At 63.2% G+C, this 14939-nt stretch carries 15 protein-coding genes; 4 read left to right on the forward strand and 11 right to left on the reverse strand.

Annotated features, from left to right (window positions below; all coding sequences use genetic code 11):
• The first annotated feature begins 203 nt into the window (after positions 1 to 203).
• Together trmFO and ACFSQT_RS27295 are read left to right on the forward strand one after the other, a co-directional pair.
• Positions 204 to 1616 carry a methylenetetrahydrofolate--tRNA-(uracil(54)-C(5))-methyltransferase (FADH(2)-oxidizing) TrmFO gene (trmFO, locus tag ACFSQT_RS27290; protein WP_379023965.1) on the forward strand — a complete coding sequence of 471 codons (1413 nt, stop codon included), beginning with the start codon at positions 204 to 206 and terminating at the stop codon, positions 1614 to 1616.
• 194 nt (positions 1617 to 1810) lie between these two features.
• Positions 1811 to 2134: a hypothetical protein gene (locus ACFSQT_RS27295; RefSeq protein ID WP_379023967.1), complete on the forward strand. Its 324-nt coding sequence runs from the start codon at positions 1811 to 1813 to the stop codon at positions 2132 to 2134.
• A gap of 39 nt (positions 2135 to 2173) precedes the next feature.
• On the opposite strand, the gene ACFSQT_RS27300 is transcribed toward ACFSQT_RS27295, so the two are convergent.
• From ACFSQT_RS27300 to yajC, 6 genes are all read right to left on the reverse strand, one after another.
• The gene (locus ACFSQT_RS27300) at positions 2174 to 3124 is read right to left on the reverse strand and encodes a sterol desaturase family protein (RefSeq protein ID WP_379023969.1); all 951 of its coding nucleotides are present in this window, start codon (positions 3122 to 3124) and stop codon (positions 2174 to 2176) included.
• Positions 3124 to 3513 (reverse strand): hypothetical protein, encoded by a 390-nt coding sequence (locus ACFSQT_RS27305; protein WP_379023971.1) that lies wholly within the window; start codon positions 3511 to 3513, stop codon positions 3124 to 3126. The genes ACFSQT_RS27300 and ACFSQT_RS27305 overlap by 1 nt, the downstream gene beginning before the upstream one ends.
• Positions 3514 to 3629: 116 nt before the next feature.
• The gene (locus tag ACFSQT_RS27310) at positions 3630 to 4472 is read right to left on the reverse strand and encodes a phytoene/squalene synthase family protein (protein WP_379023973.1); all 843 of its coding nucleotides are present in this window, start codon (positions 4470 to 4472) and stop codon (positions 3630 to 3632) included.
• A gap of 1 nt (position 4473) precedes the next feature.
• Positions 4474 to 4866: an Mth938-like domain-containing protein gene (locus ACFSQT_RS27315; RefSeq protein ID WP_379023974.1), complete on the reverse strand. Its 393-nt coding sequence runs from the start codon at positions 4864 to 4866 to the stop codon at positions 4474 to 4476.
• Positions 4867 to 4894: 28 nt separating this feature from the next.
• On the reverse strand, positions 4895 to 7444 hold the full coding sequence (gene secDF, locus ACFSQT_RS27320; protein ID WP_379023976.1) for a protein translocase subunit SecDF: 2550 nt from the start codon (positions 7442 to 7444) through the stop codon (positions 4895 to 4897).
• Between the two features lie 51 nt (positions 7445 to 7495).
• Positions 7496 to 7834, reverse strand: coding sequence for a preprotein translocase subunit YajC (gene yajC, locus ACFSQT_RS27325; RefSeq protein ID WP_008876289.1), 339 nt, complete (start codon positions 7832 to 7834; stop codon positions 7496 to 7498).
• Positions 7835 to 8116: 282 nt separating this feature from the next.
• Here yajC and ACFSQT_RS27330 point away from each other — a divergent pair, with 282 nt between their 5' ends.
• Entirely contained in the window at positions 8117 to 8992 is an 876-nt protein-coding gene (locus ACFSQT_RS27330; RefSeq protein WP_379023979.1) for an ATP-binding protein, read from the forward strand.
• Positions 8993 to 9012: 20 nt separating this feature from the next.
• On the opposite strand, the gene ACFSQT_RS27335 is transcribed toward ACFSQT_RS27330, so the two are convergent.
• Positions 9013 to 9834, reverse strand: a complete 822-nt coding sequence (locus tag ACFSQT_RS27335; RefSeq protein WP_379023981.1) for an AraC family transcriptional regulator — start codon at positions 9832 to 9834, stop codon at positions 9013 to 9015.
• A gap of 112 nt (positions 9835 to 9946) precedes the next feature.
• On the opposite strand from ACFSQT_RS27335, the gene ACFSQT_RS27340 reads away from it, so the two are divergent.
• A complete protein-coding gene (locus ACFSQT_RS27340) occupies positions 9947 to 10837 on the forward strand; it encodes an NAD-dependent epimerase/dehydratase family protein (RefSeq protein ID WP_379023983.1) in 891 nt (296 codons plus the stop codon).
• Positions 10838 to 11047: 210 nt separating this feature from the next.
• Here ACFSQT_RS27340 and ACFSQT_RS27345 read toward each other — a convergent pair whose 3' ends face one another.
• The 4 genes from ACFSQT_RS27345 to serS all read right to left on the reverse strand — a co-directional run.
• Complete coding sequence (locus ACFSQT_RS27345; RefSeq protein ID WP_379023985.1) at positions 11048 to 12574, reverse strand: peptidoglycan DD-metalloendopeptidase family protein; 1527 nt, start codon at positions 12572 to 12574, stop codon at positions 11048 to 11050.
• A 355-nt stretch (positions 12575 to 12929) separates the two neighbouring features.
• Positions 12930 to 13589, reverse strand: coding sequence for a protein-L-isoaspartate(D-aspartate) O-methyltransferase (locus tag ACFSQT_RS27350; RefSeq protein WP_379023987.1), 660 nt, complete (start codon positions 13587 to 13589; stop codon positions 12930 to 12932).
• Positions 13586 to 14344, reverse strand: a complete 759-nt coding sequence (gene surE, locus ACFSQT_RS27355; protein WP_379023989.1) for a 5'/3'-nucleotidase SurE — start codon at positions 14342 to 14344, stop codon at positions 13586 to 13588. The genes ACFSQT_RS27350 and surE overlap by 4 nt, the downstream gene beginning before the upstream one ends.
• Positions 14344 to 14939: serine--tRNA ligase (gene serS, locus ACFSQT_RS27360; protein ID WP_379023991.1), on the reverse strand; the 596-nt coding region annotated here is incomplete at its 5' end. The genes surE and serS, both read right to left, overlap by 1 nt.

Raw genomic sequence — 14939 nt, forward strand, 5'->3', positions numbered from 1 at the left:
CGTCAAAGCCGACCTCCTCCCCGGCGATGACGAATACGGTCGGCCTTCACTCCTCCCGAGGGTCGACCCCAAAAACGACACCCGCCGGACCTCCTCCCCCGGCGGGTGTTGTTGTTTTAAGGGGTTGGTTCCGCCCGCAGCTGTTTGCCCTGCGCCGCGCACGGCAATTGCAATCGCCGCACCAAGCGATTATTCCGGCCCTCATGAGCAAAAATCCTATCCACATCATCGGCGGCGGCCTCGCCGGTTCGGAAGCCGCATGGCAGGCTGCGCAAGCCGGCGTTCCGGTCGTGTTGCATGAAATGCGGCCCGTTCGCGGCACCGATGCGCACAAGACCGACGGCCTGGCCGAGCTGGTCTGCTCCAATTCGTTCCGCTCCGACGACGCCGAAAACAACGCCGTCGGCCTGCTGCATGCCGAAATGCGGCTGGCCGGATCGCTGATTATGAGCGCCGGCGACGCCAACCAGGTCCCGGCCGGCGGCGCGCTTGCCGTCGACCGCGACGGCTTTTCCGACGCCGTGACGAAAAAGCTCGAAGCGCACCCCCTGATCACCATCCAGCGCGAGGAAGTGCCTGATCTGCCGCCGGCTGACTGGGACCAGGCGATCATCGCCACGGGTCCGCTGACCGCGCCTTCGCTTGCCCAGTCGATCGCGCAAGCGACCGGCGCCGACGCGCTGGCCTTCTTCGACGCCATCGCGCCGATCGTCCATTTCGACACGATCGACATGGATATCTGCTGGTTCCAGTCGCGCTACGACAAGGTCGGGCCGGGCGGCACCGGCAAGGACTACATCAACTGTCCCCTGGACAAGGAGCAATATCTCGCCTTCGTGCAGGCGCTGGTCGACGGCCAAAAGACTGAATTCAAGCAATGGGAAGGCACGCCCTATTTCGACGGCTGCCTGCCGATCGAGATCATGGCCGAACGCGGCGTCGAGACGCTGCGCTACGGGCCGATGAAGCCGATGGGGCTGACCAATGCGCACAATCCAACGGTCAAGGCCTATGCCGTCGTACAGTTGCGGCAGGACAATGCGCTGGGCACGCTCTACAACATGGTCGGCTTCCAGACCAAGCTGAAGCATGCCGAGCAGGTGCGCGTGTTCCGCACCATACCGGGCCTCGAAAACGCCGATTTCGCCCGCCTCGGCGGCCTGCATCGCAACACCTATATCAACTCGCCGACCTTGCTTGACGCCTCGCTGCAGCTGAAATCGCGCCCCGGCCTGCGCTTTGCCGGCCAGATCACCGGCTGCGAGGGCTATGTCGAAAGTGCCGCGATCGGCCTGCTCGCCGGCCGTTTCGCCGCCGCCGAACGGCTCGGTCATGCAGCATCCCTGCCACCGCTCACGACGGCCTTTGGGGCGCTGCTCAACCACATCACCGGCGGCCACATCGTGTCCGACGACGAACCGGGAAAGCGCTCTTTCCAGCCGATGAACGTCAATTTCGGCCTGTTCCCGCCTGTCGAAGCGCCGAAAACCGAAGGCAAACGCTTGCGCGGCAAGGACAAGACATCAGCCAAGCGGCACGCCATCACATCGCGCGCGCTGGCCGACGCGCGGCAATGGCTGGGGCTACCGGCGCAAACGGCCGAAGCGGCCGAATAGTCCATGGCTGGACGCTCCAGTCTGCCTCAGCTTCTCCCGCCCGGCCTACCGGCAAGCGAGGAGCCTTTCGCTGGCGACTACGAAATTGTCTGGAGCATCTACGTCAGATGCAACAACCTGCAGAAGTTGCGCGGCACCCATATACCAGCACTTGAGTGCATTGATCGGCCAGCCCCACGGCGGCAAGGGGCTGGGTGATCGACAGCGAGAGTTACAATGAGAACCGCGATAGAAGTTTAAAGAGGATTATTGCCGTAAAGCGCCTCCAAGGCCCCTACACCGAACAGTTCCTCCTCGATTTCATGAAGACGCTCTATCTGCTGGCGCCGTCCTGGAACATACAAGCCCGGCTGAGCCCCTCCCATCCACATGGGGTGTATGTCTGCGCTCATTTCTCGCGGGAACCGCCTACCTCAGAGGCGCCGGCAGTTGTTGATGCACTTGTCGAGTTAACGGCTGCTTTCACGGGCGATGGTCAATCCGGCCGCTACATTGGCTCGGGTCAACGCATTAGCTGATAGACAGCCAACGACTATGAACAATGCCGACGAACCGTCCTATTCCGCCGGCTCGCCTGCCGCCATCGGTAGCCCCGGCTTTCCCGCCTCATCGGGATTTCGGCTCACATAACCTGCCTTCAGGCTCTCCGAGGTTTCGCGCGAGCCGTCATGGCTCCAGCCTGGCGGCTTGATCAGGTAGTTCAGGCGATCGCTTAAGGTCAGCCCCGGGGCAAAGGCATCCCTGAACATGCCTATCCATTCGTGGAACGCCACTTTCAGCGGATTGAAGGTGCCAAGATTTTTCACAATCCCATAGCGCGGCCGGTCCTCTTCCAACTCCTCGACGAAGGTGCCGAACAGGCGATCCCAGATGATCAGCGTGCCGGCATAGTTGGCGTCGAGATAACGCGGATTGGTGGCGTGGTGAACGCGGTGGTGCGACGGCGTGTTGAAGACGAACTCGAACCAAGTCCACATCTTGCCGATCGTCTCGGTGTGGATCCAGAACTGCCAGACGAGGTTGAATCCGAAGGTGAAGGCAATCACCGCCGGATGGAAGCCGAGCAGCACCAGCGGCGCCTGCAGCACGAACATGAAGGTGAACAGCCCGGTCCAGCTTTGCCGCAGCGCCGTCGACAGATTGTAGTGCTGGCTGGAATGGTGGTTGACGTGCTCGGCCCACACCCAGCGCACCCGGTGCGCTATGCGGTGATAGATGTAGTAGCGCAAATCATCGAGCAGGAAGGCAGCCAGGAACACCCAGACCGACAGGCCGAGATTGAAGACGCGGAACTGCCACAGCCACAGCAGCGCCCAATAGGACACCACGCCCAGCAGCAGCCCGGCGACGACATTGCCGGTGCCCATCATCAGGCTGGTCAAGGTGTCGCGCGTCTCGAACGAGCCCTTGGCGCGGCCGGTGCGCACCAGCCAAAGCTCGACCAGGATCGCGGCAACGAAGAACGGAATGGCCAGCTGGGTGACCTGCGGAAAGTTGTAGCTGTCCATCACGCGGCCTCCCCGGTGGAATTTGAATGGCGCGGTTCAAGCGCCTTCAGCAAGCCTTGCGCATCCGTTGCACTGGCGAAGCTGAAACGGCCACCCTTCCAGGTAAAATCGGCAAGCCGGAACGAGACGGTGCCTGCATCGTCGCCCGTCAGAGCCGTGACGTCTTGAGACGTGACGATGCGGGTCAAAAAACAGTCGCCAACGCTGTGAACGATCCCGACGCGCCCTCGCCCGATATCCAGGAACGCCGTCCTGGCATCAGCCGTCAGGCGAACCGTCGCGGCCACTTCGTCGGGAAAATCGTCGGCGAAACGGCTCAGCGCCTGATCCGCGCCAGTGAGCGTCGCTGTCTTGCTGCCACCGGTGAAGTGCACGGCGGCAACCGACAATGCCAAGGGCGACGATCGCGACTAGCACAGGCAAGCTCATGAATCTCCTCCGGGCCGGCCTGTCGTCTATGGCGACAGTTTGGCCCGGAGACTCCTTAGCATGATTGACGTTTACGTCAAAGTGCCGGCCAGCCCTTGCTCGCGCGACGCAGCAACAGCCAATGCCGGCGCAAGGCAGACAGGCGCCCCACACCGTCGAGCGGCGAGCCATTCTCCATTTTCGTGAGATAGGCACGCGACAGGGCCAGCGGCAGAAATGCCGGGCGCAACGAAACCGTCAGAGCCGACGCGCCCTGTTCGAAGGCGGAAAGATGGTCCCGCGCCAGCGCGATCATCGCCGCTACCGCGCGCTTCGCACCGGGCCCCCCATCGCCAACGACGAACTCCTCTGGAGAAGAGCCGGCCGCAGCCAGAATATCGGTCGGGATAAAACACTGGCCACGCTTGCGGTGCAGCGGCAACAGGAGCAGCAGGCCGGTCATCGCCTGCCCGCAGCCTGCCCTGCCCGCCAGCTCGGCAAAACGCGGCGCCTCGACGGGATCGAGCACCATTGCCGCAAGTTGGATGAGTGCTGCCGCGGTCTCGCCGCAGTAACCTTCCAGATCGGTGCGCGACGGCATCGGATCGTCGTACAGATCGAAGATGCGCGCTTCGAGCATGTTGTCGAAGGCCGGTTTCGGCAGGTTGAATGCAGCTATCGTGGCGTTCAGGGAATCGGCGACAGGGTGGCCGGCGCCCGCCGCGCCGCCGGCGGCGATGACATCGCGCCACCATTGCAGCCGCACTTCGCCCGGCAGCGCCTCATGGATGCGGTCGCGAATGCCTGCGATCTCGGCATTGAAGGCGTAGAGCGAAAACAGTGCGTCGCGCTTGTCGGCCGGCGCGTAGAGCGCGGTGAGATAGCGGTCATGGTCGGCGGCGCGCACCCCGTCCACGACGATTTCGGCATTTTCGGACATATCAATCGACGGCGATCAGCGCGGCGGCCACGGCGCGATCTTCCGCCAGCAGGACATTGTAGGTCCGCACCGCCGCACCGGTCGACATCGGGTCGGACGCAATGCCCGCCGCCTTCAGCGCGGCCCGCAATGCCGCCGGCAATGGCCTCAGATCCTTGCCCATGCCGACCAGCAGGATCTCGACCTTGTCGGCTTCGGCGAGAAGCTTGTCGAGATCCGCCACGGTCAACGCCAGAGGATCCGCCGGCTCCCAGCCATGGATGCCGGACGGCAGGCACAACAAGGAGCCGCGATGCGACATGTCGGCGAAGCGGAACCCGCCATTGCCGTAGGCCTCGATCGGCGCGCGGCCTGGGAAATGCGCCTCGCGGATGACGATGCCTTTGCCGGTCACCGTTCTGTCACCCCTTCGGGGCCGCGCGTCAGGTCGCGACCGCCTTGCCGCCGTTGACCGGTTTCTCGTCGTCGGCTGCAGCCTGCGGCCGCAGCTTGAACAGGATGAGCAGCGGTGCCGCGATGAAGATCGACGAATAGGTGCCGAAGACGACGCCGAACAGCATGGCCATGGTGAACGAGCGGATCACCTCGCCGCCGAACAACACCAGCGCCAGCAGCGCCAGGATCGTCGTCACCGAGGTCAGCGTCGTTCTCGACAGCGTCTCGTTGATGGCGTTGTTCAGGAGTTGCGGCAGCGGCATACGCTTGTATTTCCGCAGATCCTCGCGAACGCGGTCATAGACCACGATCGTATCGTTCAGCGAATAGCCGATGATGGTCAGGATCGCCGCCAGCGAGGACTGGTTGAACTCCAACCCGGTGATGACGAAGAAGCCGATGGTCATGACCACATCGTGCACCGTCGCGATGATGGCGCCGACCGCGAACTGCCATTCGAAGCGGAACCAGACGTAGATCAGGATGCCGAGCAGCGCGACCAGCATGGCAATGGTGCCTTGCTTGGCCAGCTCGCCGGAAACTGTCGGCCCAACCACTTCGACGCGGCGGAAATCATAATTGTCCTGCAGTTCGCCGCGAACCTTGTCGATGACCGTCTGCTCGGCATTCTCGCCGCCATCCTGCGTACCGACACGGATCAGCACGTCGTTGGGGTCGCCGAACTGCTGCACCTGCACTTCGCCGATGTTGAGTTCCGAGAGCCTGGCTCTGATATCGGCGATATCGGCGTTGCCGCTCTTGGCCTTCACCTCGATCAGCGAACCGCCCTTGAAATCGATGCCGTAGTTGATGTCGACGGTCATGAACAGCACGACCGACAGGACCGACAGGAAGCTGGACAGCGCGAACGTCCACCGGCGGATGCCCATGAAGGGGATCTTCGTGCCCGGCGGAATGAAGGTCACCGGCGCCCTCGGCAACTCCTTCGGGCGCGCCCGGCGCAGCCAGATCGAAACCAGCAGGCGGGTGAAGGTGAAGGCGGTGAAGACGGTGGTCAGGATGCCGATGGCGTAGGTGATGGCAAAGCCCTTCACCGGTCCCGTACCGAGATAGAACAGCACCACCGTGGCGATCAGCGAAGTGACGTTGGAATCGACGATGGTCGCCAGAGCCTTCGAAAAGCCGGTGTCGATCGCCTGGATCACGGAGCGGCCGTTTCGTCGCTCCTCGCGGATACGCTCATAGATCAGCACGTTGGAATCGACCGCCATGCCGATGGTCAGCACGATACCGGCGATACCCGGCAAGGTCAGCGTTGCGCCGAGCAGCGACAACAGCCCGACGATCATCGCCACGTGCACCGCCAGCGCGATGTTGGCAAGGAAGCCGAGGAAGCCGTAAGCAACGAACATGAAGGCAACGACGAGGATGGAGCCGATGATGCCGGCGACCTTGCCGGCATGGATCGAATCCTGGCCCAGGCCCGGGCCCACCGTGCGCTCTTCGATCACCGTCAGCGTAGCCGGAAGCGCGCCGGCGCGCAGCAGCACGGCAAGGTCGTTCGCGCTCTGGGCGGTGAAATTACCCGAGATCTGGCCGGTGCCGCCGAGGATCGGCTCGCGGATCTGCGGCGCCGAAATCACCTGATTGTCGAGGATGATGGCAAACAGCTTGCCGACATTCTGCGCGGTGGCCTGGCCGAAGCGCGCCGCACCTTTCGAATCGAAACGGAACGAAACCACCGGCTCGTTGTTCTGCGAATTGTAAGTCGCCTGGGCATCGACCAGGTTTTCGCCTGAAACGATGACGCGGTTCTCGATCAGATACGGGACCGGCGGATCGTCCTGCGAGTAGAGCACCGATGAGCCGGCAGGCGGGCGGCCGTTGAGCGCGTCCTGCACCGGCATCGACTGGTCCACCATCTGGAACGTCAGCTTGGCGGTCTGGCCGAGGATTTCCTTCAGCCTTTGCGGATCCTGAAGACCCGGCACCTGGACGAGGATACGGTCGTCGCCCTGCCGCTGCACGATGGGTTCAGTCGTGCCGAGTTCGTTGACGCGGCGCCCGACCACCTCGATCGACTGCGTCAATGCGGTCGATGTGCGGTATTTGATGCCGGCGTCGGTGACGCTGAATTTCAACAGGCCGGGCTCGGAATCGTCGAGCGTCATTTCCTGGATCGAGCCGCCGGTGAACAGGCCGGCGGCGACCGGATCGGTCAGCGACTTCAACGCTTTCTTGGCGGCATTGAGCTGAGCGGGATCGGTGATGCGGACCTGCAAGGTCCGCCCCGTGCCGGCAAGGCCGGTATAGCCGATCTTGGCGTCACGCAGCAGTGTGCGGATTTCGTCGCGCGTCGTCTCCAGCCGGTCCTTGATCAGATCGTTCTGATTCATCTCCAGCAGGATGTGCGAGCCGCCCTGCAGATCGAGGCCGAGCGTCATCTGCCGCTTCGGCACCCAGCTGGGCATTTGCGCCAGCGTGCTGGCGGAGAACAGATTGGGCGCGGCGAGGATCACTGTGATGGCCACGGCCACCCAGATCAGGATCATCTTGAAGCGCGAAAAATACAGCATATGGCGTCGTCCGTCAGAGCGTGTCCGCGGATCGCTCCGCCTGGAATTGGATTACTTCTTGGCGTTCTGGTTCGCCACCGGCTCGCCCTTGACGCGCACATCGGCGATCGTCGAGCGCAGTGCGGTCACCTTGGTGCCACCGCCGAGGTCGATCTCGAGCTCGTTGTCGTCGATCACCTTGGTCACCTTGCCGACGAAGCCGCCGCCGGTGACGACCGTGTCGCCGCGACGCACCGCGGCCAGCATCTCGCCGCGCTTCTTCAGCTGCGTGCGCTGCGGCCGGATGATCAGAAAATACATGATCACGAAAATCAGGACAAACGGCAAAATGCTGATGAACATGTCGGGAGAGGCCCCGACGCCTTGGGCGTATGCCGGTGTCACGAACATCGAGGTACTCCTGAATTTTGAAAACAGCCGCCAACCGTCCTTGTGGAGTTTGGCAGCCCCTTGAAATTTGGCCGGAATATAGTCGGTAAAGTTGCCAATGCAACTGCGTGGCCGGCCAAATCGGCTGCTTTTCCGGCCTGTCGGGCCGTGTTAGAGCATGATCGCGAACAGCACGAGCCGGTTTTCGGAAAAGATCACGCTCGAACAAAAGGTTGCAACCGGTTTCGAACGCGACGGAATCGGCACGCCCTACACTTCAGACGCGAAAAACAAAAGACCGACATGACCGACAGCAGCATAGACGCACTCAACAAGAAGCTCGACCGCCTGATCGAGGCGGTTACCCGCCTCGCCCCGCCGCCGGTGCCTGAAACGGACCTCGGCGAGGCCGACTGCTTCGTCTGGCAGGCGGATCCCGGCTATCTGGAGCCGGTGCGCAAGGTCAACCGCGTCGACATCGGCTTGATCCGTGGCGTCGACCGTGTCCGCGATATCCTTGTCGACAACACCGAACGCTTCGCCGCCGGCTACGCTGCCAACAACGTTCTGTTGTGGGGCGCGCGCGGCATGGGCAAATCGTCGCTGGTCAAGGCCGTGCATGCCGAGATCAACGCCAGGGCCAAGTCCGACCTGCCGTTGAAGCTGATCGAAATCCACCGCGAGGACATCGACACGCTGCCGAAGCTGATGGGCCTGCTGAAGGCCGTGCCCTTCCGCATCATCCTGTTTTGCGACGACCTGTCCTTCGACCACGACGACACCTCCTACAAGTCGCTGAAGGCAGCGCTCGAAGGCGGCGTCGAGGGCCGCCCGGCCAATGTCATCTTCTACGCCACCTCGAACCGTCGCCATCTGTTGCCGCGCGACATGATCGACAATGAGCGCTCGACCGCCATCAATCCGTCCGAAGCGGTCGAGGAAAAAGTGTCGCTGTCCGACCGGTTCGGCCTGTGGCTCGGCTTCCACAAATGTTCACAGGACGAGTATCTCGACATGATCGACGGCTATATCAGCCATCACGGCCTCGTCATCGATCCCGAACAGTTGCGGGCAGAGGCGCTGGAATGGGCAACGACGCGCGGCAGCCGCTCCGGCCGCGTCGCCTGGCAGTTCACCCAGGACCTGGCTGGACGGCTCGGCAAGCCGTTGAAGGACTGAAGCGCAATCAAGCGACAATGTCATTTGGGCGGCTGCGCCCGTCGCAAGTCACGCGGCGTCTGACCAATCTCGCGGCGCATCCAATGCGCCAGATGTGACTGGTGTGCGAAACCCGTCAATTCCGCGACCTCGCTTGTGCTGAGATCGCCTTGCTGCAGCAGAACGCGGGCGCGTTCCACGCGACGTCGCAACACGTAGCGATGCAGGGTGACGCCCGTCGCCACCTTGAACCATGTCCGCAAGTGCGAGCTGCTCGCGCCGGCAACCCGGCTTAGTCGATGGATCGAAAGCGGCTCGTGGAGAGCGGCCTCAATGTGCTCCAGAACCCGCTTGAGCTGGCTATCCGACAACCGGTTCGTTCGACCGATGTCTGCACCATCGAGGCCAAGCAGCCTCACCGCGAGCGCGGCGCCAATGCTGTCGGCAAACAAAGGGCCACTCGGCGCATCCGCATCGAGATCGCTCTGGAGTGCTCGAGCGAGATGTTCGATACGCTGGTCACGAAGCAAATGGCGCGTGTCGAGCCGCGATGCCCGCGCCCTGCCCCCAAGTTCCGCCACTACCCTTTCCATCAAGGCTGGCTGCAAGGCGATCTCGATCGTGTCGAACGGGGTTTCAGCCTCGAACCCGCCCTCCTCGCCGGCCGGCACCAGGTCGATATCGCCGGCGCGCCTGACGAAATATCGCCCAACCTGATTGCAGTAGGAACGCGTCGCCGCGCTGGCATGCACCATGATGCGATGGTGTGGCGCCCGGGACAGGCGATGGACGCCTGCTTCGACATGCCGGGAAACCATTGTTACGTCGGACGGGGATCGGGCCGGAGCGAATTGCGGACGCATGCTCTCTCGATTTCATGGCAAAACCTGCTCAAGATTTGGCAATTCCCGCGCGATTTTCAATACCGCGAACCTGTACTCACGCCTCTCCATCAAGCTTGGAAGAGAGGTTGCCATGAGTTTCTATGTTGTTGTCGGCGCAGGCCCGGTTGGACGCGAGACCGCTCGCCTTCTTGGCGAAGAAGGACATGATGTCGTTCTCACAAGCCGAAGCGTCGGTTCGAACGCGTTGCGGAACGTGCGGGCCATACAGGCCAACGCCACGGATGCCTCGGAACTGTCGCGTATCTGCCGGGGCGCAGAGGCCATCTTCATGTGCGCCATGGCCACTTATCATCGGTGGCCTACCGACTTTTTCCCCATCATCGACGGCACCGTGCGCGCGGCGGAAGCGGTCGGCGCGAAGCTCATCGTGCTCGGAAACCTCTATGGTTATGGGAAAAATGCCGATGGCCCGCTTCGCTCCGACCTGCCCCTGGACCCGACTTCGAAGAAGGGAACCGCCAGGACGATCATGTGGCAGCGGGCGGTCCGTGCCGATGTACCGGCGATCGAGGTGCGCTCCAGCGACTATCTCGGACATGGCGCGATCAGCTACTTCTCGCTGGTCGCGCTGCCCTCCATCATCGAGGGCAAGCCTACCGCCTTCATCGGAGACCTCGACGCAACTCATGCCTGGACCTTCACCAAAGACGTCGCCAGGACACTTGTCGCGGCCTCCCGTTACACGGGTGAATGGGGACGGGCGTTTCATGTTCCCTCGCAATACGCCTCCCCCCGGGAGCTCATCCAGAAAACCGCGGCGATGCTCGCACGAGAGGTTTCAGAGACACGTTCCTATTCCGTCCCCGAGATGGAAGCATTGGGCATGCATGAGCTCATCGAGATGAGCTACCTCTTCGAGAGCCCCTTGCTGGTTGATTCCTCCGACGCCGAGGCACTTCTGGGCGTCAAAGCCAGCAGCCTCGAGGAGATGCTTGCCGACACGCTCCGTGATCATCTTTGAGCCTACTGCATGTCGCCCAAAAGTGGCCCCGGTTTTGGAGAACGACATGCATGAACACAAAGACCTAAAGCGCGTCGCATGATTCCGTTTCAATGCGACGCGCTTTAGGCAGGCATTTCGCCCAAACTGAAAAAGCCCGCTCCTTGCGGGGCGGGCTGAGCCGGCGGGCTGGACTGGAGGTCAGGCAGCCCGCAAAATCGCTTTCTTGTTCTATTCGAGATAGCCAGAGGGGTCGACCGGGGCGGAATTCTTGCGCACTTCGAAGTGCAGCTTCGGCGAGTCCGTCGTGCCGCTCATGCCCGACAGCGCGATTTCCTGGCCGCGCTTGACCTTCTGGCCGCGCTGCACCTCGATCGAGCTGGCGTGGCCGTAGACGGTGACCAGGCCGTTCTCGTGACGCACCAGCACGGTGTTGCCGAATTCCTTGAGGCCGTCGCCGGCATAGATGACGACGCCATTCTCGGCCGCCTTGACCGGCGTGCCCGCCGGCACGGCGATGTCGACACCGTCCTTGCCGGAGCCGAAACCGGAGATCACCCGGCCGCGCACAGGCCAGCGCATCTTGCCGATGCCGGTGGCGTCGGGCGCGACGGCGTCGTCGTCCTCGGCCTGCTGGATGACCTTGGAATCTTTCTTCGGCGGCGTGTAGGACGCCAGCGTTTCCGACGGCGTGGTCTTCGCCGCGGGCTGGGTGGTGGCCGTGGTCACCGGATCGATCTTCGCCGGCTTGGCGCTGGCGACGGTCGCGGTTCCGCCGGCCGGCACCTTCAGGGTCTGGCCGATCTTGAGCAAGCCGTCCTGCATGCCATTCGCCTGCTTCAGCGCAACGGTGCCGACGCCGGTCTTCCTGGCGATGGAGGAAAGCGTGTCGCCCGACTGGACCGTATAGGTGCCGGCCGCATTGGTCGCCTTGGCCGCGGCCATTTGCGGCTTGGTCTTGGGCTCCTTGGGCTGGCTTGCCGCGGCCGAGGTATCGACCTGGGCGGCGGACTTGCCCTCCTTGAGCTTCGGCTGCTGCGGCAGCACGGCGACCTTGTCCGGTGCAGTGGCCGGCCGATCGTGCTTGCCGTCCTTCACCGGCTTGGCATCGGCGACTTTCGGCTCGGCCTTGCTCGAATAGGCATAGGCCGGGATGACCAGCTTCTGGCCGGTCTTCAGCCCCTTGGTCGCGCTCAGCCCATTGACCTTCATGATCACGTCGGCCGGGACTTTGTAGTGCTGCGCCAAGCCGGAAATCGTTTCGCCATCCCTGACGACGATCTCGGTTGCATGCGCGGTGCCGGCCGTCGTAGCCACGCGCAGCGCGTCGGGCTGCGCGACCTTGAACGGCGATGCCGCCGGAGCGACGGTACCGGTCGCGGTCCGGTCGACATGCGGCGCCGGCGCCAATGCGGTGCGTACAGGCTTTGAAGCAGGCGCCAGTGCGGGAGCCGGCTGTGCCTGGGCAACAGGCGCAGGCAGCGGCCGCGTCGAGACCGGTTCGAGACTGGAGCGGCTGACCGACTGGGTATGGCTGCCATCGAGCGGAGCGGCCGCGGTATCGCCCGGATAGGGCTGCACGGCGTCCTGCTTGTTGATGATGGCGCGCTGATTGTTGGTCGACGAGGTAAAGACGTCATCGACACTGTTGAAGCGTGAAGCCTGGGAGCTGCACCCCGCCGCAGCACCGGCAATCATAAGGACGGCGCAACCACGCATCAGATTGCGTCCGTTTGTCTTCAAAACACTGAGTTGCATCGCACTGACCCGCACATACCCGGTACAAACTAGGCATGATTAAAGCGCGTTAATGTTACTCGTCGGTTAACCCCATGGAATCCGACGCGATTTTTCTTAAAATATTAGAGGACGGACTCGGGTGTGTTGAGATTGAGGTCGGGCCGGGCCGACGCGCGCCTTAGGTCTTCGTTTCATGCCCAAAACCGCGGCCACTTTTGGACGACATGCGCTAAGGTGTGTTGAGATTCAGGTCAGGCCGAGTCGAAAACGCTGGTTTTCGAGAACCGGAGCGGAGCGTACTTAAAGTACGCGAGCACCGGAAGCGCAGAAAACCAGCGTTTGCAGGCCGGCATCACCTGAATATCAACACGCCTTAGATGACTGCGGCGACGCTGGGCAGGATCGGCTGCAGGCGCACAAGCCCGATGTCCTCGCGTTCGAACCGGCTGCCGACCTTGGTCAGCTTGGCCAGCACCTGTTCGCCCTCTTCGGGTCCGATCGGGGCGATGACGATGCCGCCGCTCGACAACTGGTCGAGCAGGAAGCGCGGCAGGCTGTCGAAGGCCGCCCAGGCGACGATGCGATCGAACGGGCCTTCGTTCGGCAGGCCGCCGGAACCATCCGCCTGGCGCACGATGACATTGCCGATGCCGAGCGCCTCGAAACGCTGTCTGGCCTGCTCGACGAGCGTCTTGTAGCGATCGGTGGTGACGACCCGCGCCGCCAGCCGCGACATCACCGCCGCCGTGTAGCCGGAGCCGGTGCCGATCTCGAGCACGCGGTTGCCCGCCTCGATGGCAAGAGCCGCGATCACCGCCGCCTGCATATCGGCGCCTTCGATCGCCTCGCCGCATTCGATCGGCAGCATGCGGTCCGACCAGGCGATCGGATGGAACTGGGCGGCCAGGAAACCGCGCCGTGGCGTCGCCTCGAACGCCGCGATCAGCGCCTTCGGCACCGTCCCCCTGCCGCGCAAGCGCAGCAGAAAGGCGGCAAAACCTTCGCGATCATCGATTGGGAGGCCCTGGTTCATGCAAGCGCCTTGCTCAGCTGGTCTCGGATTTCATGCGCGGTGAGGTCGAGCTGCAATGGCGTCACCGACACCAGCCTGTTGCGCAAGGCATGGAGATCGGTGCCTTGCTTGCCTTCGACCGGCTCGCGGCCGAAGCGCAGCCAGTAGTAGGGCAGGCCGCGCCCGTCGCGACGTTCGTCGACCCACAGGGAGTGCACGAGCTTGCCTTGCGAGGTCACCACCGTGCCGGCGACTTCTTGCGGAAGGCAGTTCGGAAAATTGACGTTGAGCAGCACGCCGGCCGGCAGCGGCGCCGCGACAAGCTTCTTCAGCAGCGCCGGCGCCAGCGCCTCCGTGGTCTCGTAAGGGACGACGCGATCCTCGCCGACAGTGCTGTAGCCCTGGCTGAGCGCGATCGAGCGAATGCCGAGCAGCGCGCCTTCCATGGCGCCGGCGACGGTGCCCGAATAGGTGACGTCGTCGGCGATATTGGCGCCGGAATTGATGCCGGACAGGATCAGGTCGGGTGCGCCGGGCAGGATCTTCTTGACGCCCATGATGACGCAATCGGTCGGCGTGCCGCGCACGGCAAAATGCTTCTCGCCGATCTTGCGCAGCCGCAGCGGCTCCGAGATCGACAGCGAATGCGCGTAGCCCGACTGGTCCTGCTCCGGCGCCACCACCCAGACATCGTCGGACAGGGTGCGCGCTACCCGCTCGAGCGACGCCAGGCCCTCGGCATGAATGCCGTCGTCATTGGTCAGGAGAATGCGCATTATTTCGATTCGATCTTTTCCCGGCCGCCCATGTAAGGCCGCAGCACTTCAGGAATGGTTACGCTGCCATCCTCGTTCTGGTAGTTTTCGATGACAGCTATGAGCGCGCGGCCGACCGCGGTGCCCGAGCCGTTCAGCGTGTGGACGAAGCGATTGCCCTTGCCGTCCTTGTCCTTGTAGCGGGCGTCCATGCGGCGCGCCTGGAAATCGCCACACACCGAGCAGGACGAGATCTCGCGATAGGCGTTCTGGCCGGGCAGCCAGACTTCGATGTCGTAGGTCTTGCGCGCGCCGAAGCCCATGTCGCCGGTGCACAGCGTCATGGTGCGGAACGGCAGCTCAAGTCGCTTCAGCACTTCCTCGGCGCATTGCGTCATCCGCTCATGTTCGGCCAGCGACGACTCCTGATCGGTGATCGACACCAGCTCGACCTTGTAGAACTGGTGCTGGCGCAGCATGCCGCGCGTGTCGCGCCCGGCCGAGCCGGCTTCCGACCGGAAGCACGGCGTCAGCGCGGTATAGCGCAGCGGCAGCTTTTCATGCGCGGTGATCTCTTCGCGCACCAGGTTGGTTAGCGGCACCTCGGCGGTGGGGA

This window comes from Mesorhizobium calcicola (assembly GCF_042682105.1).
Lineage (GTDB): Bacteria > Pseudomonadota > Alphaproteobacteria > Rhizobiales > Rhizobiaceae > Mesorhizobium > Mesorhizobium calcicola.

Excerpts from the sequence above, each read along its gene's own strand:
- ACFSQT_RS27350 (WP_379023987.1), bottom strand. The coding sequence starts at position 13,589 with ATGAACCAGGGCCTCCCAATCGATGATCGCGAAGGTTTTGCCGCCTTT.
- yajC (WP_008876289.1), bottom strand. The coding sequence starts at position 7,834 with ATGTTCGTGACACCGGCATACGCCCAAGGCGTCGGGGCCTCTCCCGAC.
- secDF (WP_379023976.1), bottom strand. The coding sequence starts at position 7,444 with ATGCTGTATTTTTCGCGCTTCAAGATGATCCTGATCTGGGTGGCCGTG.
- trmFO (WP_379023965.1), top strand. The coding sequence starts at position 204 with ATGAGCAAAAATCCTATCCACATCATCGGCGGCGGCCTCGCCGGTTCG.
- ACFSQT_RS27345 (WP_379023985.1), bottom strand. The coding sequence starts at position 12,574 with ATGCAACTCAGTGTTTTGAAGACAAACGGACGCAATCTGATGCGTGGT.
- ACFSQT_RS27335 (WP_379023981.1), bottom strand. The coding sequence starts at position 9,834 with ATGCGTCCGCAATTCGCTCCGGCCCGATCCCCGTCCGACGTAACAATG.
- ACFSQT_RS27340 (WP_379023983.1), top strand. The coding sequence starts at position 9,947 with ATGAGTTTCTATGTTGTTGTCGGCGCAGGCCCGGTTGGACGCGAGACC.
- ACFSQT_RS27310 (WP_379023973.1), bottom strand. The coding sequence starts at position 4,472 with ATGTCCGAAAATGCCGAAATCGTCGTGGACGGGGTGCGCGCCGCCGAC.
- ACFSQT_RS27300 (WP_379023969.1), bottom strand. The coding sequence starts at position 3,124 with ATGGACAGCTACAACTTTCCGCAGGTCACCCAGCTGGCCATTCCGTTC.
- surE (WP_379023989.1), bottom strand. The coding sequence starts at position 14,344 with ATGCGCATTCTCCTGACCAATGACGACGGCATTCATGCCGAGGGCCTG.
- ACFSQT_RS27330 (WP_379023979.1), top strand. The coding sequence starts at position 8,117 with ATGACCGACAGCAGCATAGACGCACTCAACAAGAAGCTCGACCGCCTG.